Origin of the sequence: Kitasatospora sp. NPDC096204 (genome assembly GCF_044763205.1) — a bacterium.
GTDB lineage: Bacteria > Actinomycetota > Actinomycetes > Streptomycetales > Streptomycetaceae > Kitasatospora.
This window is the reverse complement of sequence record NZ_JBIWFT010000003.1, coordinates 310044-333555: the sequence shown is the minus strand read 5'-3', so window position 1 is coordinate 333555 and position 23512 is coordinate 310044. Positions and strand designations below refer to the sequence as shown.

Sequence of the window (23512 nt, the reverse complement as noted above, 5' to 3'; positions counted from 1 at the left end):
CGGCGGAGAACACCGGTGAAACGGGGATGAGAGTGCTCTCCCGGCCGGTCCGTCCGCCGTGGGGCCCGCGCCCGGGGCTACCGCGGCTGATTCAGCCGATTGGGCCTGCGGGGCGAGGGGTACGGGGAAGTCGGGGCCGGGCAGAGCTGCCGGTACTGCATGGTCGGCCGGTATCCACCGCAACCACCTCCTTCGCGCCGCCGCCCCGGGACGAAACGATCCCGGTGGCCAGTCGCTCACCCTAACATCTGACCGGGCGTCGCAGCCGAGGGGTTCCCGGAGGTTTCCCAAGGCTTTACGGGACCCTGGCGCGGCCCCGGCCGGGCGGGCCTCCGTGCCGCCCACGGGCCCCTCCGTGCCGCCCACGGGCCCCTCCGGGCCGCCCCCGCGCGGCCCGCGAACCCCCGGGGGTTACGCTCACCGGCATGGCGCACGACTTCCCGCTCTTCGGCGACCCCCACGGCGGCAGCTCCCCGGAGCTCTCCCGGGAGGCGGTGCTGGCCGCCGTCGAGGCCCGACTGATCTCCACCTTCGGCGAGCCGGGCGGCCGCGCCGCCGTCACCTTCCTCGGCGCCGACCGGATCGAGGTGCTGCGCTTCGGGCCGGACGTCGCGGGCCTGGTGCGGTACGCGACGCTCGGCATGTCCGCCGCGCCGATGGCCGACCCGACCGCGCCGGTCGCCGACCAACTGCGCGGCCCGCGCGCCGAATTGGTGCTGACCGTCCGCGGCGGGCGGGACAGCGTGCTGCGCACCCTGGCCACCTTCGCCGCCACCCCGCAGGTCGAGGGCCTGGTGGTGGCCCCGGGCGGCTCGCTGGACCTCGGCTCCCCGCTCTGGGACGGCGCGCCCTTCACCTCGGTGCTCGCGGCCGAACCGGGCGGCCTGGTCGAGGACCTGGAACTGGCCGACCCGGCCGACCCGGTGCGCTTCCTGCCGCTGCTGCCGATGACGCCCAACGAGGCGGGCTGGAAGCGGGTGCACGGCGCGGCCGCGCTCCAGGAGCGCTGGCTCGACCAGGGCACCGACCTGCGCGACCCGCAGCGGCGCGGCGTCCGGCTGGACTGACCGGCCGGCTGACGCCCGGTCAGGCGGGGCGTACGGGCCGGTCCGTACGCCCGCTCGACACTTCGACACACGGAACGCGGGACCAGGGGATCACGAGTCCCCTGGTCCCGCGTTCGTCGGGCGAGGCCCGCGTCGGCTCAGCGCTCGATCGGCTTCGCGCCGGTGGCCTGCGCCAGCAGCGCCTCGTACACCTGCGGGTCGGTGGTGTGCTCGCCGAGCCGGACGGTCTTGCGGGCACCGTGGTAGTCGCTGGAGCCGGTGACCAGCAGGCCGAGCTCGCCGGCCAGGCCGCGCAGCCGCACCCTGGTCTCCTCGTCGTGGTCGGTGTGGTCGACCTCCAGCCCGGCCAGCCCGGCCGCCGCGAGGTCGGCGATCACCTGGTCGGAGACCGTCCGGCCGCGCTTGACCGCGCCCGGGTGGGCGAACACCGGCACCCCGCCGGCGCCCCGGACCAGACGGACCGCCGCGACCGGGTCGGTCTCGTGCTTGCGGACGTCCGCCCGCCCGCCGTTGGCCAGCCAGTCGGCGGTGAAGGCGTCCGAGACGGTGGCCACCACGCCCGCCTCGACCAGCGCGCTGGCGATGTGCGGCCGCCCGACCGAGCCGGACCCGGCGATCCGCTCCACCTGCTCCCAGCTGATGTCCGCGCCGAGTTCCCGGCAGCGCTCCACGATCGCCCGCCCGCGCCGGAACCGGTCGGTGCGCACCAGGTCCCGCTCGCGCGCGAACTCCGGCTCCGTGGGGTCGAACAGGTACGCCAGCAGGTGCATGCTGATGCCGTCCACGACGCAGGACAGCTCGGCGCCCGGGACGACGGTCAGCCGGGTGCCCTCGGGCAGCGCGCGCACCGCCCCGGCGGCCTCGGCGTGGCCGGCCACGGTGTCGTGGTCGGTCAGCGCCACCACGTCGAGGTCCGCGGCGACGGCCGCCGCGACCAGCTCGGCCGGGCTGTCGGTGCCGTCGGAGGCGTTGCTGTGGGCGTGCAGGTCGATGCGCACGGATCGGACTCCCGGGGGCTCGTGGGTGCCGCCCAGGATAGGCCAGCGGACGGCGCCGTCCCATGGGCCCGGGCGGACCCGGCCCGCGGGACGGCCGTCAGCCGAGCAGTCGGGGCGTGAGCGCCCCGCAGGGCAGCAGGTCCAGTTCGGCGCCGGCCTCGCGCAGGTCGGTGAGCACCAGTTCGTCGTACATGACCAGCGCGGACTGCTCGGGCCAGGCGACCGCCCACAGCCAGAGCCCGCGGGCCTCGCCGACGAACACCGCGCGGTCGGCCGGGGCGTCCGGGACGTGGAACATCGGGGTGGGCCGCCCGGCGGCCATCAGCTTGGCGTCGGCGGGCTTGTAGAGGCCGACGGAGTCGCCGGGGTCCGGTCCGGGCAGGCCCGCGTAGCGGGCGCCGAGGCCGACCCCGAGCTCCTCGGCGACCAGCACCAGCTCGCCGAAGCCGCCGAGCGGGGCCGGACCGCAGCAGGCGACGGCGGTGGCCCGGGCGCCCGAGACGTCGTCGCCGACGTGGGCGATGCCGGTGTAGAGCCAGCCGACCGGGAGCGGCCAGGGCAGCCAGACCGGGACCTGGGAGCGGGCGACGGCGACGCCGAGGGCCTCCACACTCGGGGGCAGCACCGGCTGCATCGGGTGCACCGCTCCGTGCCGGTCGCACTGCCAGGTGTCGGAGAACAGACCGGGGGCGCGGACCCGACCGGCGCACCTCGGGCAGCTTGGCTCGCCCCTCATAGCCGTCAACGCTCCTCCCTCCGGACCGCCGCGTCAAGGACGATCACCCGTACGGAGGGCTCGGCGGCACCTGTCGGTGGCGGACGCCCGAACCGGCACCGGGTGGGTGCGGCGCGGGCGGTTCCCGTTGGGGGATGTCCCGTCCCGGGCGGCGGCAAACGTCCGGGGCCCCGGCCCCGGACACACTGACGCCCCGTCATCGGCGAATGCGGTGACGGGGCGTCAGGCGGGTATCGGGACGTCCGGATCGGACGCTCCCGGCTCGTCGGCGGCGGCTGGCGGTTCCGCGGAGCGGGCGCCGCGCTCGGTCAGACGGTCGGGCACGGGCGGATGAGCAGGCGCTCGCCGGTGCGGGCGGCGGCATCGACGACCTCGCGCACGGTGGCGGCGTCGGCGATCAGGCGGTCGGCTGCGGAGCCGTTGACGTCGTCGAGTCGGACGATCTCGAAGCGCATGGTCTTCGTCATGGGCGTCTCCATTCCTGGCCCCGCGGGGCGGGGCGGTCGCGGCTGAGTCGGTATCAGCCCTTTCGGGGTCGTGCGGATCCGGCGGTGCGGCCGGACCGGGCGGTTCGTCGTCGCTCGTGCGGCGGTCTGCTGCGGCAAGGGCCCCCCTTGCTTGCCTGGTGCGTCCAGTGCCTCGTGAACCACGGTGAGGTGGCAGTGCTACCGGGGCGTTGCCCGCCCGTGAAGTCCGGGTTTCGGGTGGTCCGCGCCGAAGTGGAGGCCGGCGATGATTCCCGGACAGAATCAAAGATTACCGTAACTAACGAATTTTGTCCTGTGTTGAAGCCGATCGAAGTTGCGGAAGTGGTACAGACCACTATTGGCGGGGCGGCGGAACCGGCCCCGGCCGGCACGCGTCCGCGCGGGCGGCGTCAGGCCCAGAACGCGGCCAGCGCCTCGGCCGTGGCGGCCGGCTGCTCGGCGTTGGGGGAGTGGCCGGCGTCCGCGACCACCACCCGGCGGGCGCCCAGGCGCTCGGCCATCGCGGTCTGCTCCGGCACCGGCCAGGCGTAGTCCCGCACCCCGGACAGCACCAGCACCGGCAGCCCGGCGGTGGCGGCGGCCAGCTCCGCCACCCGGTCCGGCGCGGCCACCAGGTGGCCGCCGGTGACGGACAGCGCCCGCGGCACGTTGGCCAGCCAGCGCCGGTGCAGGAACTCCGCGACTGCCGGCTCCAGGCTCGGCCGCGGCTGCCCGCTCTCCGCCTCCAGCTGCCGCATCACCTGCCAGATCCGCTCCAGGTCCATCACCCGCAGGGCGTCCAGCAGCAGCTCGGTGCGGGCCGCCTCGGCCGGGTCGATCGCGCCCGGACCGGTGGACACCAGCGTCAGCGACCGCCAGGGCAGCGGGCCCTCGGCCGCCGCGGCGAGCACCGCCTCGCGCACCACCTGGCCGCCGAAGGAGTGCCCCAGCAGGTGCAGCGGGGTGCCGTCGGCCGCCAGCGCCTCGGTGAGCGCCCGCACGTCCGCCCCGAGCGCCCCGACGCCGTACGCCGCGGGGTCGTCCGGGCCACCGGTCTGGTACTGCCCGCGCTGGTCCACGGCCGTCACCCGGTACCCGGCGGCCGCCAGCGGCTCCAGCAGCGCGATGAAGTCCTCCTTGCTGCCGGTGAACCCCGGCACCAGCAGCGCCGAGCCGCGCACCGGCCCGGCCGGCTCCGCCCGCAGCGCCGCGAACTCCCCGCGCCCGGTCGCCACCCGCTCCGCTCGCGCGCACCCGGGCAGCGTCAGAAACGGCGGCGTGCTCATGGGCTGCTCTCCCTGCTGTCCTGCCGGTGACCTGCTGTCCTTCGGGCGGCTCCCCGACGCCCCCGACGCCCTGAGCTTAGGGCGTGGAACGCCCGAGGGGGCGCGCCGGCCGGGTGGCCTGACGCGCCCCCTCGGGGGAGTCACGGAGGTGTCAGCTCTCCGGGGTGGCCTCCACGGGCGCGGCGGCCTTGCGGGTCCGGGTGCGCTTGCGCGGGGCCGGGACCTCGGCCTCGCCCTCGGCGCCCTCGGCGGCCGGGGCCTCCGGGGCGGTCTCGGCGACGGCCTTCGGCTTGCGGGCCCGGGTGGCCTTCTTGGCCGGGGCCGGAGCCTCGGCGGCCGGAGCCGCCTCGACGGCCTCCGCCACGGCCTCGGCCTTCGGCTTGCGGGCACGGGTCGTCTTCTTCACCGGGGCCGGAGCCTCGGTGACCGCCTCGGTGACCGCCTCGGCGGCGGCCTCGACGACGGCCTCCGCCTCGGCGACGACGGCCTCCGCCTTGGGCTTGCGGGCCCGGGTGCGGGTGGCCTTCTTGGCCGGAGCCGGAGCCTCGGTGGCCTCGGCGGCGGCCTCGGTGACCTCGACGACGGCGACGGCCTCGGCGGCCGGGGCCTCGGCCACGACGGCCTCCGCCTTCGGCTTGCGGGTCCGGGTGCGGGTGGCCTTCTTCGCCGGGGCCGGAGCCTCGGTGACCGCCTCGGCGGCGGCCTCGACGACCGCCACGGCCTCGGCCACGACGGCCTCGGCGGCCGGAGTCGCCTCGACGGCGACCGCGGCCTCGACCGCGGCCGAGGCGGCGCCACCGCGCGAGCGGCGGCGGCGACGGCGCGGCGCGGCCTCGCCCTCGGCGCCCTCGACGGCCGGAGCCGCCACGGGGGCCTCGGTCACGCCGGCAGCGGCCTCGCCCTCGGCGCCGACCACCGAGCCCCGACGGGTGCGACGGCGCTCACGGGTGCGGCGCGGCTTCTGCTCCTCGGCCTCGGCCGGAGCGGCACCGGTGCCCGGACGGTCGGAGCCGCCCTGGCCGCCGCGCCCACCGCGGCCGTTGCCGCGGCCCGAGCGGGCGCCGCGTCCACCGGTCTCGCCGAGGTCCTCGACCTCCTCCGCGCCCAGCCCGGCGCGGGTCCGCTCCGAGCGCGGCAGGATGCCCTTGGTGCCCGGCGCGATCTTCAGCAGCTCGTACAGGTGCGGCGAGGTGGAGTAGGTCTCCTCCGGGTCGTTGAACGACAGGTCCAGCGCCTTGTTGATCAGCTGCCAGCGCGGGATGTCGTCCCAGTCGACCAGGGTGACGGCGGTGCCGGAGGCGCCGGCCCGGCCGGTGCGGCCGATCCGGTGCAGGTAGGTCTTCTCGTCCTCGGGGCACTGGTAGTTGATGACGTGCGTGACGCCCTCGACGTCGATGCCGCGGGCCGCGACGTCGGTGCAGACCAGCACGTCGACCTTGCCGTTGCGGAAGGCCCGCAGGGCCTGCTCGCGGGCGCCCTGGCCGAGGTCGCCGTGGACCGCGCCGGCCGCGAAGCCGCGCTGGGTCAGCTGGTCGGAGACGTCGGCGGCGGTGCGCTTGGTGCGGCAGAAGATCATCGCCAGCCCGCGGCCCTCGGCCTGCAGGATGCGCGAGACCATCTCGACCTTGTCCAGCGAGTGCGCGCGGAAGATGTGCTGCTCGATGTTGGCGACGGTCGCGCCGGTGTCGTCCGGGGCGGCGGCCCGGATGTGGGTCGGCTGGCTCATGTACCGGCGGGCGAGGCTGATGACCTGGCCCGGCATGGTGGCCGAGAACAGCAGGGTCTGCCGCTTGGCCGGCAGCATGGTGATGATCTTCTCGACGTCGGGCAGGAAGCCGAGGTCGAGCATCTCGTCGGCCTCGTCCAGGACCAGCGCGCGGACCTTGGACAGGTTCAGCTTCTTCTGCCCGGCGAGGTCCAGCAGCCGGCCCGGGGTGCCGACCACGATGTCCACGCCCTTGGTGAGCGCCTCGACCTGCGGCTCGTACGCCCGGCCGCCGTAGACGGCGAGGACACGTACGTTGCGCACCTTGCCGGCGGTCTGCAGGTCGTTGGTGACCTGGGTGCACAGCTCGCGGGTCGGGACGACGATCAGCGCCTGCGGGAAGTCGGAGAGCTGGTCCTCGGTGGCCCGGCCGGCGTCCACGTCGGCGCGCACGATGGCCCGCTCGATCAGCGGGAGGCCGAAGCCGAGGGTCTTGCCGGTGCCGGTCTTGGCCTGGCCGATGACGTCGTGGCCGGTCAGCGCGACCGGGAGGGTCATCTCCTGGATGGGGAAGGGGTGGACGATGCCGACGGCCTCCAGGGCCTCGGCGGTCTCCGGGAGGATCCCCAGGTCCCGGAAGGTCGTCTTGATGGGTTCAGCGGTGGTGGACAGGGTGCTGCCTCTTCCGTGTGGAGGGGCCGAGAGCGAGCGGCGGGCGGGCAGCCGCGCGGCTGTCTACGGGCCTGGGCGGCCCTGGTACAGCTGCGCGGACGCACAACCGCGCCGGTCCCTGCGGCCGGCCGGTGCGCGCTGCCCTGGTGCGGGGCGCGTCGCCGGCGGCGTCGGGGAGGATTCCCGTGAGGGACCTGCGCGGGACCTCCGCCTCGGGGCGTGGTCTCGGCGGCCCTCGCTCGGCCACTGATGCGGTGCCAAGGCTTGAAGTCCAAGCCATGGTCGGAGCCGATCGGCTCTCCGACCGGGCATCCGCGTACGTGAGTACCCGTGCCACCGGTGCGGACACGTCCGGCTGGACGGTGCCGTTACGGAGGGTTCGCGCGGGGTACCGAGACGGCGGTGACACCATGCGAACACGACGGGCTCCGTACCACCATACAGTCAGGCGACGAGTCGAACACGTGACGCGTCTGACATTGCCCCCGGCAACTGCCACCGGAGCGACCGGTACGGCCGGTCACCAGGCGTGCCCGGGCACGGGGTGGCGGGGCGGGACTAAGGTTGCGGGTCATGGACACCAGTGGTGAGACGCAGGACGCGGCGGCCGGCTCGATCGGGGACTGGGCCGCGTGCTCGGCCGACCCCGGCTACCGGGCGGCCGTACTGGACCTGCTCGGCGCGCTCGCGTACGGCGAGCTGAGCGCCTTCGAGCGGCTCGCCGAGGACGCCAAGCTGGCGCCCGACCTCGCCGACAAGGCGGCGCTGGCCAGGATGGCCTCCGCCGAGTTCCAGCACTACCAGCGGCTGCACGACCGGCTCGCCGAGATCGGCGCCGACCCGCAGGAGGCGATGCGGCCCTTCGTCGAGCCGCTGGAGCTGTTCCACCGGATGACGGCGCCCTCGGACTGGCTGGAGGGCCTGGTCAAGGCCTACGTCGGCGACGCCATCGCGACCGACTTCTACCGCGAGGTGGCCGTCCGGCTGGACGACGACACCCGCGACCTGGTGCTGAGCGTCATGTCCGACACCGGCCACGCCCAGTTCGCGGTCGACAAGGTCCGCCAGGCGATCGAGGCCGACCCGCGGTCCGGCGGCCGGCTCGCCCTGTGGGGCCGGCGGCTGATGGGCGAGGCGCTCAGCCAGGCCCAGCGGGTGGTCGCCGAGCGCGACGCGCTGTCCAACCTGCTGGTCGGCGGCGTCCAGGTGCAGGGCTTCGACCTGGTCGAGGTCGGCAAGATGTTCAACCGGATCACCGAGGCGCACACCCGGCGGATGGCCGCCCTCGGCCTGGCGTCCTAGCCGGTTCCCGGCCCGCTCAGGCCGCCCGGTGCCGGGCCCGCTCAGGCCGCCCGGTGCCGCCGCGACGTGCGGTGGGTGCCGGAGTGGTGCGGGTGGTGCCGGTGCGCCGGGGCGCGCCCGGCGGCGAGGTCCGGCCGGGCCAGCAGTGAGGTGAGCACGCCCGCGGCCACCACCGCGGCCACGACGGACACCGCGGGCTGGCGCCCGTCCACGCCGAAGTGCGCGACGACCCCGCCGACCAGCGCCGCCGCCAGCGCGGTGCCCAGCGTCAGGGCGCGGGAGGCCCGGAAGTACGCCGGCAGGGCCAGCAGGGCGGCGCCGCCCGTGGCCAGGCCGACGAGGGCGAAGGCGATCGACTCGATCAGCAAGGCTGCCTCCCGGGGGGGAACGGGCGGGGTACGGCGGAGGGTGCCGCACCCTCCGCCGTACCCCGCCCGACCTGCCCGTACACGCGACGGTGCCCCGCTCCCTGGTGGGAACGGGGCACCGGACGATCCTGTGCGGCGACGCCTCAGACGGTGCCGAAGCCGACCTTGCGGGCGGCGGACTCGCCGATCTCCACGTACGCCAGGCGCTCGGCCGGAACGATGATGCGACGGCCGTGCTCGTCGGACAGCGCGAAGATCTTCTCCGAGCCCTCCAGCGCCTTCGCCACCGCGTTCTGGACCTCATCGGCAGTCTGCGAGCTCTCGATCACGATCTCGCGCGGCGCGTTCTGCACGCCGATCTTGACCTCCACGGCTTCCGTCCCTCCGGGGTTGCAGCCTCCACGCACGGGCACCGGACCGCCTGGGACAAGCGTTCGCGGCGACCGTGCCGTACGGCTTCACCATAGAGCACCGGATCCCCGGCCCGACGAAGGTCGGCGGATCAGCCCTGGTGGGCGGTGCCCTCGCCGGGCTGCTCGCCCGTGTGCATCGGGAAGCCCTTCAGACCGCGCCAGGACAGGCTGGCGACCAGCCGGACCGCCTCGTCGCGCGGGATCTCCAGGCCCTGCGAGAGCCAGTACCGGGCGGTGATCTGGGCCAGGCCGCAGACGCCGGCGGCGAGCAGCTTGGACTCCGCCTCGGGCAGGTCGGTGTCCTCCTGGATCACCTTGCTGACCAGCGTCGCGCTCGCCTCGGAGGCCCGCTCGACCCGCTCGCGCACGGCCGGCTCGTTGGTCAGGTCCGACTCGAAGACCAGCCGGAAGGCACCGGACTCGCTGGAGACGTAGTTGAAGTACGCCTCCATGGTGTTGGCCACCCGCTGCTTGTTGTCGTTGGTCGTCGACAGCGCCTCGCGGGTCGACTCGACCAGGGCGTCGCAGTGCTTGTCCAGCAGCGCCAGGTAGAGCTCCAGCTTCCCGGGGAAGTGCTGGTAGAGCACCGGCTTGCTCACCCCGGCGCGGTCGGCGATGTCGTCCATGGCGGCCGCGTGGTAGCCCTGCGCGACGAACACCTCCTGGGCGGCACCGAGCAGTTGTTCACGGCGGGCGCTTCGCGGCAGGCGGGCACCGCGCGGGCGCTCCTGCGCCTCCTGGATGGCCGTCACGGCGCTCCTCACTTCGGGGTCTGTTCGCGGCTGGCAAGACGGCCGATTCTACTTTTCGGTAACCGCGCCCGCGTTCGGCGAGGGCGTGAAAAGACGGTCGGCCTTGTTGTCAGGAGCCCACAATACGGCGCTGACCTCGGCCTCGGCAGTGGCTGGGACGCGGGCGTCCGGCGGCCGGACCACCCCGGTGCCTGCGGGGGGAGGCTCACTACCATCGTCCACCATGAGCAGCGCTGAGCAGCAGGTACGTACGGTCGAGGTCCCCGGCGCGGTGCTCGCGGTGCACCGACCCGCCGCCGACGGCGCCGCCGACGGGCGCGAGCCCGGGCTCTTCGTACACGGCCTCGGCGGCTCGGCCGCCAACTGGGGGGCCCTGATGGACCGGCTCTCCGGGCACGTCGACGGCGAGGCCGTGGACCTGCCCGGCTTCGGCCGTTCCCACCCGCCCACCGACGGCAACCTCACCGTCTCCGGCCACGTCCGCGCGGTGATCGGCTACCTGGAGGCCTCCGGCCGCGGCCCGGTCCACCTGTTCGGCAACTCGCTGGGCGGGGCGGTCGCCGTCCGGCTCGCGGCCCTGCGCCCGGACCTGGTGCGCAGCCTCACCCTGGTCTCCCCGGCGCTGCCCGAACTGCCCCCGCAGCGCTCCGCCTGGCCGACCGGCCTGCTCGCGGTGCCCGGGGTGCCGGCGCTGCTGCGCCGGCTGTCCGCGGGCGGGCGTGACGCCGAGGCTGCCACCGGGGACCTGCTGCGGCTGGTCTACGGCGACCCGGACGGGCTGAGCCCGGCGGCCCGCGCCGAGGCGGTGGCCGAGTACCGGCGCCGGCTGGAGGTGCCGCACGCGATGCAGGCGCTGGTCGGCTCGGCCCGCGGCATCGTCTCGGCGTACACCGAGCGCGGCGACCAGGCGCTGTGGCGGCAGGCCGAGCAGGTCGCGGCGCCGGTGCTGCTGGTGTACGGGCTGCGCGACAAGCTGGTCTCCTACCGCTCGGCCCGCCGCGCCTGCGCGGCGTTCGCGGACGCCCGGCTGCTGGTGCTGCCGGAGTCCGGGCACGTGGCGATGATGGAGCACCCCGAGGAGGTCGCCCGGGCGGTGCGGGAGCTGATCGCCCACGCCGAGGGCTGAGCCCGGGGCTCGCCCGCGGGGCCGGGTACCCGTCCGGGGGCGGGCACCCGTCCGGGGTCGGACGCGCGCCGTGGCGGTCCGACCGCGCGCCCGGGCGGGCGCCACGCGGGCGGCCGCGCATACCGCCCGGTAACGCCCCGGTTCCGGTCGAGGTCACGTCAGTTCACTCGATCAGGTGGCAGGCAGGCATGTGACCGATGGATCGGCCTGGGCCGGTCCTACCTTTCTGCTGTCGGACCGAACAGGTGTGGGGGCCCGCGGCCGCCGGAGGAACCGGAGGGCGGCCGCGGCCGAGGGGTCCCGGCGGGTCGGGCCCGACCCGCCGGAGCGAGCGGGCACCCGGGGGAACGGAACGCGGCGCGTCCGCGACCGGACCGCCGGCGGGCCGCACGGAGGCACCGCGGCGCCGGCCGGGGCCGACCGGACTCCCCGCTCCGACCCGTCCCCGCCACCGTGCGGGGCCCCGGGCCACCGCCCGGGCCGCCCGGAAATCCGTCGATCCGTCCGCGATCCCGCCCAGCGAATCCGCTCTGCCCCGGAGGTCTCCCGTGCGCGTTGCCCTGCTCACCGAGAGTGCCCGTCCGCATTCCCGGCGTGGTACCGGGGACTGGTGCGACCGGCTCGCCGAGGGCCTGCCGGAGCACGGGTTCGAGCGCTACCTGCTCGCCGGTCCGCGGGCCCCGGGCGCCGCGGAGCGACCGTCGCCCGTGTGGCGCGGCACGCACGAGCTCGCGCCGTGGGGGCGCCGGCCGGCCGGCCGGGCGGCGGGGCGCTTGCGCCGCCCTTCCGCGCCGCGCAGACGCCGGTACGCCGGGGCGTACGAACAACTGGTGCGGGCCCTGGTGCTGCCCGCCGAGCGGGCCGGCTTCGGGCCCGGGCTGTACCGGCTGGCGGCACTCGCCCGGGAGGACGGCGCGCTGCCCGCCTTCCTGGCCTCCGCGCACGCCCGCCGGCTGCTGGAACGGACCTGGCGGCTGCCCGGCGCGGACACCTCGGCCGGGCGGCCGCCGGTGTGCGACGTGCTGGCCGCCGCGGACCTGCTGGAGCAGTGCCTGCGCCCGTTGTCGGCGCCCTGGTACGGCACCGGCCCCGGCGGCCTCGGCGCGGCCGACCTGTGCCACGTGGTCGGCGGCGGCCCGGCCGCGCTGCCCGCCCTGGTGGCCCGGCACCTGCACGGGGTGCCGTTCGTGGTCACCGAGCACGGCCCGCACCTGCGCGAGCAGTACCTGGCCCACCGCGAGGCGCCGTACCGGTGGCCGGTGCGCGCGCTGCTGCTGTCCTTCTTCCGGGCGCTCACCGAGGAGACGTACCGGCGGGCCGCGATACTCACCCCCGGCAGTGCCCACGACCAGCAGTGGCAGCGCCGCTGCGGCGCCGACCCGGCCCGTACCCGGGTGGTGTACGAGGGCACGCCGGCGGTGGACCGCCCGGCCGCCGGGCCCGAGCCCGCGGCGCCGACCCTGGTGTGGGCGGGCGCGCTGGAGCCGGGCCGGGACCCGGAACTCGCGCTGCACGCCTTCGCCCGGGTCCGCGCCGAGCTGCCCGGCGCCCGGCTGGTGGTGTACGCCGAGGAGACGGCGCCCGGCCACCGGGCGCACTGCGCGGCGGTGGCCGAACGGCTGGGGGTGGCCCCGGCGGTGGACTTCGCCGGCCGCCCCGGCTCGCTCGCCGAGGCCTGGGAGTCGGGGACGGTGGCGGTCTTCTCGGGACGGTCCCAGCGCAGCCCCCGGCTGCTGGCGGACGCGATGCTCAGCGGCCGGGCGGTGGTCTCCACGGACGTCGGGGTGGCCCGCGAGGTGGTCGGGCCGACCGGGCTGCTGGTGCCCGCCCGCGATCCGCGCGCCCTGGTCGGCGCCTGCCTGGCCCTGCTGCGCGACGAGGAGCGGCGCGGCCGACTCGGGCTGGCCGGGCGGCTGCGGGCGCAGGAACGCTTCGCCGTGGAGCCGGTGATCGGCGCCTTCCGGGAGATCTACCTGGAGCTGGTCTCGCAGTACCCGGCCTTCCCCGACGGCGGGGGCGGCGGCGAGGGCGGGCCGGCGCCGCGCCCCTTCGCCCGCCCCGCCGAGTACTGGCTGGCCGACGGCCCGCATGGAGGGGAAGCCACCGCGGCGGGCGGCAGCGCGGACCCCGGCAGCCTGCGGGAGCCGGCCGGGCGGCGGTCGGCCGAACTCGCCGAGGCCCTCTGATGTCCGGCGCCACCCTGCTCGGAGGCAGCGCGGACCCGGTGCGCGAGGTGATGGCGGAGCACCGCGAGCTGTGCGAGCGCGCCGTCGACCCGCTGGAGATCGCCGCCGGGCTGGAGGAGGCCGGGCTCGGCCGGGACGCCGCCGCCCGCTGCCGGCACGCCGACCTGTTCTCGCTGGCCGAGGAGCTGTACGCCCGGGTGCCCCGCCGCCCGCCGGTGCCCGGGCCGGTGGAGCGGCCGCGGACGGGCGGGGCCGCCGCCAGGGCCGCGCTGACCGCGGCCGCGCTGGCCGCGCCGCCCTGCGCGGGGGCGGCCGCGCTCGGCCCGCGCTGGCCGGTGCTGCTGTGCGCCGCCGTCCCGCTGGTGCTGCTGCCCGCGCTGACCGCGCCGCCCCCGGCCGAGCGGGCCGAACGGGCTGAGCCGGCCCCGCCCGGCGCCGGGCCCGGTCGCCCCGGCGCCCGGCTCCGTCCGGCGGCGCTGGGCCACGGGCTGGGCCTGGCCGCGCTGCTGCTGCTCCCGCCGGCCGCGCCGGGCGGGGACCGCCCGGCGGCCGTCGCGCTGGCGGTGGCGGCGGCGGTGTCGGTCGGGGCGGCCGAGCGGACCGCCCGCTGGTACCGGCAGGTCGGCCGCGGCCACCTGGGTGCGGCGGGCACCCTGGCCGGGTTCCGGGCCCGGATGCGGCCGGTGCTCCCGGTCGCGCTGGCCCTGCACCTGGCGGTGCTCGGGGTGCTGAGCTTCGCCGCGCTGGCCGTGCTGGCCGTCGTCGCGCCGCGCCCCGGACCGGGCCACGGCGGCGGGCTGCTGCACCTGGCGGCCGAGCGGGCCGGCCCCGCCCAGTGGGCGGCGCAGGGCGTGCTGGGCCTGCTGCTGGTGCTGCCGGTGCTGCTGGCGCGGTGCGGCCGGGCGACGGCCGCCGCGGCGGGGGCGTCGTCCGGGGCCGCCGCGGTGCTCGGGCCGCTCGCCCTGGGGCGCTCGGCCCCGGAGGCGTGGCTGCTCGGCGGCGGCACCGTCGCGGTGGCGCTGCTGGCGTACGCCGGGGTGGTGCTCGGCCGGGCCTGCTCGTACCGCTGAGCGCCGTCCGCCGGGCACGGCCCGCCGGGGGCCGTCCGCCCGTTCCTTCGATCCACTCCGGGATCCACCGCGTGATCCCCGGTTTCGTCCCGTTCGTTGAACTCAGTCCGCCAGGTCGTCCCGAGCTGGCTTCGTGGAAGGACACCCCCGATGAGGGTGCTGCTGCTGGGCGCCGACGGCTTCATCGGCCGCCGGGTCACCGATCGTCTGCTGATGGACCAGGAGTTGCAGGTGACGGTGCTCGGCCGGCGCGACTCGGCCGACATCCGCTTCGACCTGACCACCGGGAGCCCGGGCGCGCTGGCCCGGTTCCTGGACGCGGTCGCGCCGCAGGTGGTGATCAACTGCGCGGGCGCCACCTACGGCAGCTCGCGCACCCTGATCCGGTCGAACACGCTGGCCGTCGCGACCGTCTGCGAGGCCATCCGGCGCAGCCGGGAGCCGGCCCGGCTGGTGCACGTCGGCTCGGCCGCCGAGTACGGGCCGGTGCCGGGCGGGGTGCCGGTGTCCGAGCAGGCCGAGCCGCGGCCGGTCGGCCCGTACGGGGTGTCCAAGCTGGCCGGGACGGAGCTGGTGCTGGCGTCCGGGCTGGACGCGGCGGTGCTGCGGGTGTTCGACGTGGTGGGCCCGGGGGCGCCGACCGCCTCGCTGTTCGGGCGGCTGGCCGAGGGCCTGCGGCGGGCGCTGGAGCGGGACGAGCACCAGGTGCGGATGCCGGACCTGTCCGGATACCGGGATTTCGTGGACGTGCGGGACGTCGCGCGGGCCATCCAGGCGGCCGCGGTGTCGGCCGCCACGGGGGTGGTCAACATCGGTAGCGGGCACGCTGTCCGGGCCCGGGACGCGGCCCAGCTGCTGGTGCGGGCCTCGGGCTTCGAGGGGCAGATCGTCGAGGAGAACCGGCAGGTCCTGCTGCCGGCGCAGGCCGTCGGGGCGGTCGGCGACCACCCGCCGGGCCACCACCTGCCCGGGCACCGCCCGGAGGGGCACCGGCCGGAGGGCCGGCCGGTGCCGGGCGAGCCGGTGCCGTGGCGGCAGGCGGACGTGCGCACCGCCCGGGACCGTCTCGGATGGCGGACGCAGGTGCCGCTGGAGGAGTCGCTGGGCGACGTCTGGCTGGAGACGGCCTGCCGGGTGTGAGCGCGCCGGGCAGTGCCCCGAGCCCGTCAACCACGGGCTCGGGGCGCCTTCCGGGGCCCCGTCGCGGGTTCCACGATCCGACGTGGCCCGTCTCGCCCATCGGACGGGCTGTCTCGGAATAGTGTCGGGGCGTGACACTGTTGGCCTAGACAGCCACCCGCGTGGCGGAGCGACAACCCCGCACCGAGGTTGGCCCTGGCCACCCGAACACGACCCATCGGAGTCCCCGTGTCGTTGCCACCCCTGGTCGAGCCGGCCGACGAGCTCACCGTCGACGAGGTCCGCCGGTACTCCCGCCACCTGATCATCCCGGACGTGGGCATGGCGGGGCAGAAGCGACTGAAGAACGCCAAGGTGCTGTGTGTCGGCGCCGGCGGTCTCGGCTCGCCGGCCCTGCTGTACCTGGCCGCCGCCGGTGTCGGCACGCTGGGCATCGTCGAGTTCGACGTGGTCGACGAGTCGAACCTGCAGCGCCAGGTGATCCACGGCCAGTCGGACGTCGGCCGTTCCAAGGCGGAGTCGGCCCGCGACTCGGTCAAGGAGATCAACCCGTACGTGAACGTGGTGCTCCACGAGGAGCGCCTCGACAACTCCAACGTCATGGAGATCTTCTCCGGCTACGACCTGATCGTGGACGGCACCGACAACTTCGCCACCCGCTACCTGGTGAACGACGCCGCGGTGCTGCTCGGCAAGCCGTACGTGTGGGGCTCGATCTACCGCTTCGACGGCCAGGCCAGCGTGTTCTGGGCCGAGCACGGCCCCTGCTACCGCTGCCTCTACCCGGAGGCCCCGCCGCCGGGCATGGTCCCCTCCTGCGCCGAGGGCGGCGTGCTGGGCGTGCTGTGCGCGTCGATCGGCTCGATCCAGGTCAACGAGGCGATCAAGCTGCTGGCCGGCATCGGCGACCCGCTGGTCGGCCGGCTGGTGATCTACGACGCCCTGGAGATGAACTACCGCCAGGTGAAGGTCCGCAAGGACCCGAACTGCGCCGTCTGCGGTGAGAACCCGACGGTCACCGAGCTGATCGACTACGAGGCCTTCTGCGGCGTCGTGTCGGAGGAGGCGCAGGCCGCCGCCGCCGGTTCGACCATCACCTCGCAGCAGCTCAAGCAGTGGCAGGACGACAAGGAGGAGATCTTCCTCATCGACGTCCGCGAGCCCGGCGAGTACGAGATCGTCAACATCCCCGGCGCGGTGCTGATCCCGAAGAACGAGTTCCTGATGGGCGACGCGCTGGAGAAGCTGCCGCAGGACAGGAAGATCGTGCTGCACTGCAAGTCGGGCGTGCGCTCGGCCGAGGTGCTGGCCGTGGTGAAGGCCGCCGGCTTCGGCAACGCCGTGCACCTGGGCGGCGGCGTGCTCGGCTGGGTGAACCAGATCGAGCCGCACAAGCCGGTCTACTAGGAGCCGAACGGAGAAGGTCCCGCCGGAAGGCGGGCCCTTTCCCGTGTTCCGGGGCGGCTCAGAGCGCGTTCTTGCGCTGGAGCACGTTGTAGGCGATCCAGCCGGGGATCACCGGCAGCCAGAAGGTGAGCGCCCGGTAGAGGAAGACCGCCGGGGTGGCGACCGCGGGGGAGACGTCGGCGACGGTCAGGGCGCCGATCAGGGCGACCTCGACCGGGCCGATGCCGCCCGGGGTGGGGATCGCCGAGCCGGCCGCGTTGGCGGTCAGGAAGACCACCGCGACGGCCGAGAAGCTGACGTCCCCGCCGAAGGCCTGCACCGAGAAGTCCAGGCAGGCGGTGAAGGAGAGGGTCAGCAGCAGGATGCCGCCGAAGCCGGTGACCAGCTTGCTGGGCGTCTGCATCAGGTCGAGCATCCGCGGCACCACGCCGAAGAACAGCGAGCGCAGCCGGCCCAGCACGAACCGGCGCAGCGGCGCGACGGCGGCCACCACCAGGGCGAGCACGGCGGCGGACAGCACGCCGATGATCACCGCGCGGGAGGCGGAGAGGTCCCCGTTGGTCTGGCTGCCGGTGATCAGGCCGAAGCTGAACAGCAGCAGCAGGTGCCCGGCCAGGCCCGCCAGCTGGGAGGCGCCGACCGAGGCGACCGCCTGGCCGGAGCGGATGCCGGCCTTCTGCAGGTAGCGGGTGTTGAGCGCGATGCCGCCGATCGCGGCCGGGGCGACCAGCTTGACGAAGGAGCCGGCCAGCTGGGCGGCGACGGTGCGCCGGAACGGCAGCCGCTCGGGGACGAAGCCGGTCAGGCTCATCGAGGCGGCCACGTAGCTGAAGGCGGCGGCGAGCAGCGCGGCCGCGGCCCAGGCCCAGTTCATCTGGGAGAGCTTCAGCTGGGCCGGCTTGATGGTGGTCAGCGCCAGGTAGGCGGCGAAGGTGAGCGCGATGACCATGATCAGGGTCTTCGGCTTCAGCCGTTCCAGCTTGGCCGGGGCCATCGGGGCCTCGGGGGCGATCTGGAGGATCTGGCCGCGGATGCGGCTCAGCAGGTCCTCGCCGGCCGCCGCGATGTCCTCCTCCGCCTGCTGCTGGGTGCGCTCGCCGACCGCGACCTGCTCCAGCGCCCTGGCCCGGGCGGCGGTCTTGCGCTCCTTGGTGAGCTTGGCGAGGTCGACCCGGGTGGAGCGGCTCATCCCGACCGGCTGGAGCAGCGGCAGCGCCTGCGCCACCCGGTCGGCGCCGAGCACCGCGTTGGCGGTGGCGACGGCCCGCTCCGGGCCGATCCGCAGCGCGAAGGTGGTGAGCAGCTGGGCGACGTCGATCCGCAGCGTCAGGTCGGTGGCGGCGATGTCCCCGCCGGAGAGGTTGACCAGGCAGCCGGACCGCTCGTCCACCACCAGCAGAGACTCGCCGGTGAGCCGGCGGTGGGCGATCCGGCGCTCGTGCAGGGCGGCCACCGACTGCCAGATCGAGGCCATCACCCGGTCGGTGACCTCCTCGTCGGCCAGCTCGTCCAGGGTGCGGCCCTCGACGTTCTCGTACACCAGGATCGCGGCGTCCGGGCCGAGCTCGGAGGTGGCGACCAGCTGCGGCGCGCGGGCGCCCGAGGCGGCCGCCGCGTACGCGATCAGGGCCTCCTGCTCCAGCGCCTGGCGCAGCGACTGGGGGCTGCGGCGCACCGCGACCGAGCGCAGCCGCAGCCGCCGCCAGGCCCGGTAGAAGAAGCCGGAGGCCTGCTGCTCGCGGTCGATGATGTGGACGTCCAGCGGCGGCCCGGCCTGCTGGGTGACGTGGTAGCGGCGGGTGCCGCCGGGGGCGTCGGGGGCGCGCACGGCGCCGGCCGGGGTGAAGCCGACCTTGCGCAGGCCGATCATCAGGTGCTGGCCGGTGGGCCGGATGTTGGGGGAGCCGATCGCGTACAGCGTGCCGTAGGCGACGGACCAGCCGATCAGCACGGTGAGCAGCAGCGACAGCGGGGTGGTGTAGCCGCCGAGCAGCTCGGTGACGCCGCTGAAGACGACCACCACCCACAGAGCGACCCGCCAGCGCGGTCTGCTCGACATGCCGACGGCGGTCATGTAGGCGATCACCGGGGCGAGGTAGCCGTGCACCGGGTCGGTGAGGGTGCCGTTGCTGTCCATCGGCAGCCGGGTCAGCGCGTCCCGGATGTGCTCGGAGGCGCCCTCGGCCACCCACCAGTCGATGCCGAGCGAGACGCCGTACGCCAGCACCGAGGCGAGCACGCCGTCGGCGACCCGCAGGCCGTCGCGTTTGATCAGCCGTTCGACGGCGAAGGCCAGCGGCACGGCGAGCACCGCGACGCTGGAGAGCAGGCCGGTGATGGTGGAGAACACCGCGGAGAAGTGCGGCGCGTTGGAGGCGATGTCCTGCTCGATGCCGGTGGTGGTCGAGGTGGCGATGCCGGCCAGCACGAAGACGGCGACTATCCCGAGGACGCCGGCCAGGAAGCGGATCAGGTCGGACGGGCGGTGCGCGCGGGCGGCGAGCAGCGGCTCGTCGACGTCCAGGTGCGGGGCGTCGTCCAGGGCCTCGTGGTCCTCGGACGGGACGGCGGGGGCCTCCGGGCCCCGCGCGGCCGCCGGCTCCGGGGCCGCGGTGGTCTCGACCGGGGGCGGTCCCGGCTGTCCGGGGGCCTTCGCTGGTGCGGGGGTCTTGATCGTCCGGTCCTTGATCAGGGAGACTTCCGGCGTCGGCCCCGGTTCGGGCCGGCCCTCGTTCTCGCTCCCGGGCGGCGACGGCACGGCGGCGGTGGACTCGTCGGAGTCCTTGTCCACGCCCACGTCAGCCGTCCCGGTCATCTGGTTTTGTCCTCGTATCACCACTCACCGCCCCGGAAGATGGTGGCATGCCCCGGCGCCCCGTGCGGGACAGGGGGCGGATCGGGCGCGGCGGATCGTTCGTACGGGGCCGCGGGTGCGCCCCCGTAAGGAAGGATGCCGCAGGTGACGGACGCAACACACGACGGCCTTCCGGGCGACCTGCCACCCTTCGTCGAACTGGTGCTCGACCTGACCGAGCGGATTCCACCCGGCAGGGTGATGACCTACGGCGACGTCGCCGAATACCTCGGCCAGGGCGGCCCCCGGCAGGTCGGCCGGGTGATGGCCCTGTACGGCGGCTCGGTGCCCTGGTGGCGGGTCATCCGCGCGGACGGCCGCCTGCTGCCCGGCCACGAGCAGCGCGCCCTCACCCACTACGGCGACGAGGGCACCCCGCTGCGCGAACTCGCCGACCCGCCCCGGGTCGACCTCGCCCGGGCCCGCTGGGACGGCCGGGAAAGTCGCTGAAACCGCCGCGCGGATCGGATTGACGGGGCAGGATCGTAGGCTCGATGCGGGCGGACCCACCGTGGGCCCGCCCCCGCCGTGCCCCACCGCCCGACCCCAGGACCAAGTACGTGAGCTCCCCCTACCGGCTCGTGCGCAGCCCGCTCGTCCAGCCCGACCCACCCGTGCTGGACGCCTACCAGCGCGCCGTGGTCGAGCACGCCGGCGGGCCGCTGCTCGTCCTGGCAGGGCCCGGCACCGGCAAGACCACCACGCTCGTCGAAGCCGTCGCCCGGCGGATCGAGGACGGCACCGACCCCGAGCGGATCCTCGTCCTCACCTTCAGCCGCAAGGCCGCCACCGAACTGCGCGACCGGATGTCCGGCCGCCTCGGCGGCTCGGCCGCCGCCCCGCAGGCCACCACCTTCCACTCCTTCTGCTACGCGCTGCTGCGCGCCCACCAGGACCCGCGGGACTACGCCGAGCCGCTGCGGCTGCTCTCCGGCCCCGAGCAGGACGTCATGGTCCGCGAACTGCTGGCCGGCGGTGCCGAGGACGCCAGGCTCGGCAACTCCCGCATCCGGTGGCCGCTGGACCTGCGGGCCTGCCTCACCACCCGCGGCTTCGCCGACGAGGTCCGCGCCGTCCTCGCCCGCAGCCGCGAACTCGGCCTCGGCGAAGCCGAACTGGAACGCTTCGCCCGGGGCGTCCAGCGCCCCGACTGGGCCGCCGCCGCGCACTTCCTGGCCGACTACCTCGACGTCCTCGACCTGCGCGGCGTCCTCGACTACGCCGAACTCGTCCACCGCGCCGTGCTCCTCGCCGAACGCCCCGACGTCGGCGAGGAACTGCGGCGGCGCTACGACGTCGTCTTCGTCGACGAGTACCAGGACACCGACCCCTCCCAGGTCCGGCTGCTGCGCCGGCTGGCCGGCGGCGGACGCGACCTCGTCGCCGTCGGCGACCCGGACCAGTCGATCTACGCCTTCCGCGGCGCCGACATCAACGGCATCCTCGACTTCCCGCAGACCTTCCGGCAGGCCGACGGCAGCCCCGCCGAGGTCAAGGTGCTGAGGGTCTCCCGCCGCTCCGGCGCCGTCCTGCTCGCCGCCTCCCGGGAACTCGCCCGCCGGATGCCGATGGGCCGGCTGCCCGCCGACAAGCTCGCCCAGCACCGCGCCCTGCTGCCCTCCCGCGAGGGCGGCCGGGTCGAGGTCTACACCTACCCGACCCCCGGCGCCGAACTCGACTCGATCGCCGACCTGCTGCGCCGCGCCCACCTGGAGGACGGCGTCCCCTGGGGCGAGATGGCCGTGCTCGTCCGGGCCGGCGCCCGCTCCATCCCCGGCGTACGGCGGGCACTCGCCGCGGCCGGCGTCCCGCTGGAGATCGACGGCGACGACCTGCCGCTGCGCGAGGAGCCCGCCGTCGCCCAGCTGCTGCTCGCCCTGCGGGTCTGCGCCGAGCAGGCCGCCCGGGACAAGCAGGGCGACCCCGACGCCCCCGACCCGCTCACCACCGACCTGGCACACTCCCTGCTCACCGGACCGCTCGGCTGCCTCGACGGCTCCGACCTGCGCCGCCTCGGCCGCGCCCTGCGCGAGGAGGAACGCGCCGCGCTGCGCGCCGACGCCGAGGCCCGTCCCGGCCCCGCCGCCGTCCCGCGCCCGGCCGCCGAGCTGATCCGCGAGGCCCTCGCCGAACCCGAGCGCCTCGTCGCCCTCGACCCCGCGCACGCCCGCCGCGCCCGCGACCTCGGCACCCTGCTGCGCAAGGTCCGCGAACAGCTGGCCGGCGGCTGCACCGCCGAGGAGGCCCTGTGGGAACTGTGGGACGGCAGCCGCCGCTGGCGCGAGCGCCTGGAACGCGCCGCCCTGCGCGGCGGCGCGGCCGGCCGCAACGCCGACCGCGACCTGGACGCGCTGTGCGCCCTGTTCGAGACCGCCGCCCGCGCCGAGGAACAGGTCACCGGCCACCGCAGCGCCCTGGACCTGCTCGCCGAACTCGAAGCCCAGGACATCGCCGCCGACACCCTCACCGTCCGGGCCGTGCGCCCCGAGGCCGTACGGCTGATGACCGCCCACCGCTCCAAGGGCCTGGAGTGGCGCCTGGTCGTCGTCGCCGGCGTCCAGGACGGCCTCTGGCCCGACCTGCGCCGCCGCGGCTCCCTGCTGGAGGCCGACCGGATCGGCCGCGACGGCCTCGCCGAACCGCTCTCCCCGGGCGCCCTGCTCGGCGAGGAGCGCCGCCTCTTCTACGTCGCCGCGACCCGCGCCAGGGAACGGCTGATCGTCACCGCCGTCAAGGCCCCCGCCGACGACGGCGACGAACCGTCCCGCTTCCTGCGCGAGCTCTACCGCGAGGACGTCGACCCCAGGACCGGCAAGGTGGTCCGCCGCACCCCGCCGGTCACCGTCGAGGACGTCACCCACCGCCCCCGCCGCCCGCTGTCCGTCGCCGCCCTCGTCGCCGAACTGCGCGCCGTCACCGTCGACCCCGCCCGCTCGCCCGAACTGCGCCGCGCCGCCGCCGAACGGCTCGCCACCCTCGCCGCCGCCACCGACGAGGACGGCCTGCCGCTGGTGCCCGCCGCCCACCCCGAACGCTGGTGGGGCCTGGACGACCCGACCTCCGCGCCCGAACCGCTGCGCAGCGCCGACGCGCCCGTCCGGCTGTCCGGCAGCGGACTGGAACAGCTGGAGAGCTGCTCCCTGCAGTGGTTCCTGGACAAGGAGGTCAAGGCGCGCGGCGCGGGCTCGGCCGCCCAGGGCTTCGGCAACGTGGTGCACGCCCTCGCCGACGAGGTCGGCTCCGGCCGCACCCCCGCCGACCTCGCCGTGCTCATGGAACGGCTGGACACCGTCTGGGACGCCCTGGCCTTCGACGCGCCCTGGAAGTCCCAGCAGGAGAAGACCCAGGCCCGCGCCGCCCTGGAGCGCTTCCTCAACTGGCACGTCCTGGAACGCGGCCGCGACCTCGTCGCCACCGAGCACGGCTTCGACGTCACCCTCGACGTCGGCGGCGTCGCGGTGCGCATCCGCGGCTCGATGGACCGGGTCGAGAAGGACTCGGCCGGACGCGCCTACGTCGTCGACTTCAAGACCGGCAAGCAGATACCCACCGACAAGTCGCTGCCCGAGCACAAGCAGCTCGCCGTCTACCAGCTCGCCGTCCGGGCCGGCGCCCTGAACGAGCTGCCCGGCTTCACCGCGCACCCGCCCGACACCGGCGGCGCCGAACTCGTCCACCTGCGCGAGCCCGCCGCCAAGGCCGCCCAGGACACCCCCAAGGTGCAGCGCCAGGAGCCGCCCCAGGGCGAGCCCTGGATCGAGAACCTGCTCGCCGAGGCCGCCGGGAAGGTCCTCGCCGAGCGCTTCGTCCCGCAGACCGGCGGCGGCTGCGACCGCTGCTCCTTCCGCCGCAGCTGCTCCGCCCAGCGCGACGGCACCCAGCTGGTCGAGTAGCCGGTCGGGTAGCCGGTCGTAGCGCACCCGGGCACCGGCGAGGCGAAGCTTGTCCGTCGCTCCGGTTACG

The 23512-nt window shown here is 75.6% G+C and carries 18 protein-coding genes; 9 read left to right on the top strand and 9 right to left on the bottom strand.

Going from position 1 to position 23512, the window contains the following annotated elements; translation table 11 throughout:
• Positions 1-425 precede the first annotated feature (425 nt).
• The gene (locus tag ACIQ87_RS04860; RefSeq protein WP_402401541.1) at positions 426-1067 is read left to right on the top strand and encodes a suppressor of fused domain protein; all 642 of its coding nucleotides are present in this window, start codon (positions 426-428) and stop codon (positions 1065-1067) included.
• A 137-nt stretch (positions 1068-1204) separates the two neighbouring features.
• Here ACIQ87_RS04860 and ACIQ87_RS04855 read toward each other — a convergent pair whose 3' ends face one another.
• From ACIQ87_RS04855 to ACIQ87_RS04835, 5 genes are all read right to left on the bottom strand, one after another.
• Positions 1205-2065 carry a PHP domain-containing protein gene (locus tag ACIQ87_RS04855; protein WP_402401538.1) on the bottom strand — a complete coding sequence of 287 codons (861 nt, stop codon included), beginning with the start codon at positions 2063-2065 and terminating at the stop codon, positions 1205-1207.
• A 97-nt stretch (positions 2066-2162) separates the two neighbouring features.
• Complete coding sequence (locus ACIQ87_RS04850) at positions 2163-2801, bottom strand: DUF6758 family protein (RefSeq protein ID WP_402401536.1); 639 nt, start codon at positions 2799-2801, stop codon at positions 2163-2165.
• Positions 2802-3109: 308 nt separating this feature from the next.
• On the bottom strand, positions 3110-3268 hold the full coding sequence (locus tag ACIQ87_RS04845; RefSeq protein WP_402401893.1) for a hypothetical protein: 159 nt from the start codon (positions 3266-3268) through the stop codon (positions 3110-3112).
• 410 nt (positions 3269-3678) lie between these two features.
• A complete protein-coding gene (locus tag ACIQ87_RS04840) occupies positions 3679-4554 on the bottom strand; it encodes an alpha/beta fold hydrolase (RefSeq protein WP_402401533.1) in 876 nt (291 codons plus the stop codon).
• Between the two features lie 151 nt (positions 4555-4705).
• Positions 4706-6817 carry a DEAD/DEAH box helicase gene (locus ACIQ87_RS04835; RefSeq protein WP_402401530.1) on the bottom strand — a complete coding sequence of 704 codons (2112 nt, stop codon included), beginning with the start codon at positions 6815-6817 and terminating at the stop codon, positions 4706-4708.
• A 687-nt stretch (positions 6818-7504) separates the two neighbouring features.
• Between ACIQ87_RS04835 and ACIQ87_RS04830 the strand changes: the two genes are divergently transcribed.
• A complete protein-coding gene (locus tag ACIQ87_RS04830) occupies positions 7505-8233 on the top strand; it encodes a ferritin-like fold-containing protein (RefSeq protein WP_392873491.1) in 729 nt (242 codons plus the stop codon).
• A 41-nt stretch (positions 8234-8274) separates the two neighbouring features.
• On the opposite strand, the gene ACIQ87_RS04825 is transcribed toward ACIQ87_RS04830, so the two are convergent.
• The 3 genes from ACIQ87_RS04825 to ACIQ87_RS04815 all read right to left on the bottom strand — a co-directional run bounded on the left by ACIQ87_RS04825 (position 8275) and on the right by ACIQ87_RS04815 (position 9766).
• A complete protein-coding gene (locus ACIQ87_RS04825) occupies positions 8275-8601 on the bottom strand; it encodes a hypothetical protein (RefSeq protein ID WP_402401528.1) in 327 nt (108 codons plus the stop codon).
• A gap of 143 nt (positions 8602-8744) precedes the next feature.
• Complete coding sequence (locus tag ACIQ87_RS04820) at positions 8745-8972, bottom strand: DUF3107 domain-containing protein (protein WP_402401526.1); 228 nt, start codon at positions 8970-8972, stop codon at positions 8745-8747.
• A 131-nt stretch (positions 8973-9103) separates the two neighbouring features.
• Positions 9104-9766 carry a TetR/AcrR family transcriptional regulator gene (locus tag ACIQ87_RS04815; RefSeq protein WP_402401523.1) on the bottom strand — a complete coding sequence of 221 codons (663 nt, stop codon included), beginning with the start codon at positions 9764-9766 and terminating at the stop codon, positions 9104-9106.
• 223 nt (positions 9767-9989) lie between these two features.
• On the opposite strand from ACIQ87_RS04815, the gene ACIQ87_RS04810 reads away from it, so the two are divergent.
• From ACIQ87_RS04810 to moeZ, 5 genes are all read left to right on the top strand, one after another.
• On the top strand, positions 9990-10892 hold the full coding sequence (locus ACIQ87_RS04810; RefSeq protein ID WP_402401521.1) for an alpha/beta fold hydrolase: 903 nt from the start codon (positions 9990-9992) through the stop codon (positions 10890-10892).
• A 548-nt stretch (positions 10893-11440) separates the two neighbouring features.
• Entirely contained in the window at positions 11441-13078 is a 1638-nt protein-coding gene (locus tag ACIQ87_RS04805; protein WP_402401518.1) for a DUF3492 domain-containing protein, read from the top strand.
• Entirely contained in the window at positions 13078-14148 is a 1071-nt protein-coding gene (locus ACIQ87_RS04800; RefSeq protein ID WP_402401515.1) for a hypothetical protein, read from the top strand. The genes ACIQ87_RS04805 and ACIQ87_RS04800 overlap by 1 nt, the downstream gene beginning before the upstream one ends.
• A gap of 150 nt (positions 14149-14298) precedes the next feature.
• The gene (locus ACIQ87_RS04795; protein WP_402401512.1) at positions 14299-15288 is read left to right on the top strand and encodes an NAD-dependent epimerase/dehydratase family protein; all 990 of its coding nucleotides are present in this window, start codon (positions 14299-14301) and stop codon (positions 15286-15288) included.
• 228 nt (positions 15289-15516) lie between these two features.
• Positions 15517-16695 (top strand): adenylyltransferase/sulfurtransferase MoeZ, encoded by a 1179-nt coding sequence (gene moeZ / locus ACIQ87_RS04790; RefSeq protein WP_402401509.1) that lies wholly within the window; start codon positions 15517-15519, stop codon positions 16693-16695.
• Positions 16696-16753: 58 nt separating this feature from the next.
• Here the strand turns inward: moeZ and ACIQ87_RS04785 are convergent, their stop codons facing one another.
• The gene (locus ACIQ87_RS04785; RefSeq protein WP_402401507.1) at positions 16754-19510 is read right to left on the bottom strand and encodes a flippase-like domain-containing protein; all 2757 of its coding nucleotides are present in this window, start codon (positions 19508-19510) and stop codon (positions 16754-16756) included.
• Positions 19511-19645: 135 nt separating this feature from the next.
• Between ACIQ87_RS04785 and ACIQ87_RS04780 the strand changes: the two genes are divergently transcribed.
• Together ACIQ87_RS04780 and ACIQ87_RS04775 are read left to right on the top strand one after the other, a co-directional pair.
• Entirely contained in the window at positions 19646-19999 is a 354-nt protein-coding gene (locus ACIQ87_RS04780) for an MGMT family protein (RefSeq protein WP_402401504.1), read from the top strand.
• Positions 20000-20109: 110 nt separating this feature from the next.
• Positions 20110-23442: an ATP-dependent helicase gene (locus tag ACIQ87_RS04775; RefSeq protein ID WP_402401501.1), complete on the top strand. Its 3333-nt coding sequence runs from the start codon at positions 20110-20112 to the stop codon at positions 23440-23442.
• Positions 23443-23512: the final 70 nt, after the last annotated feature.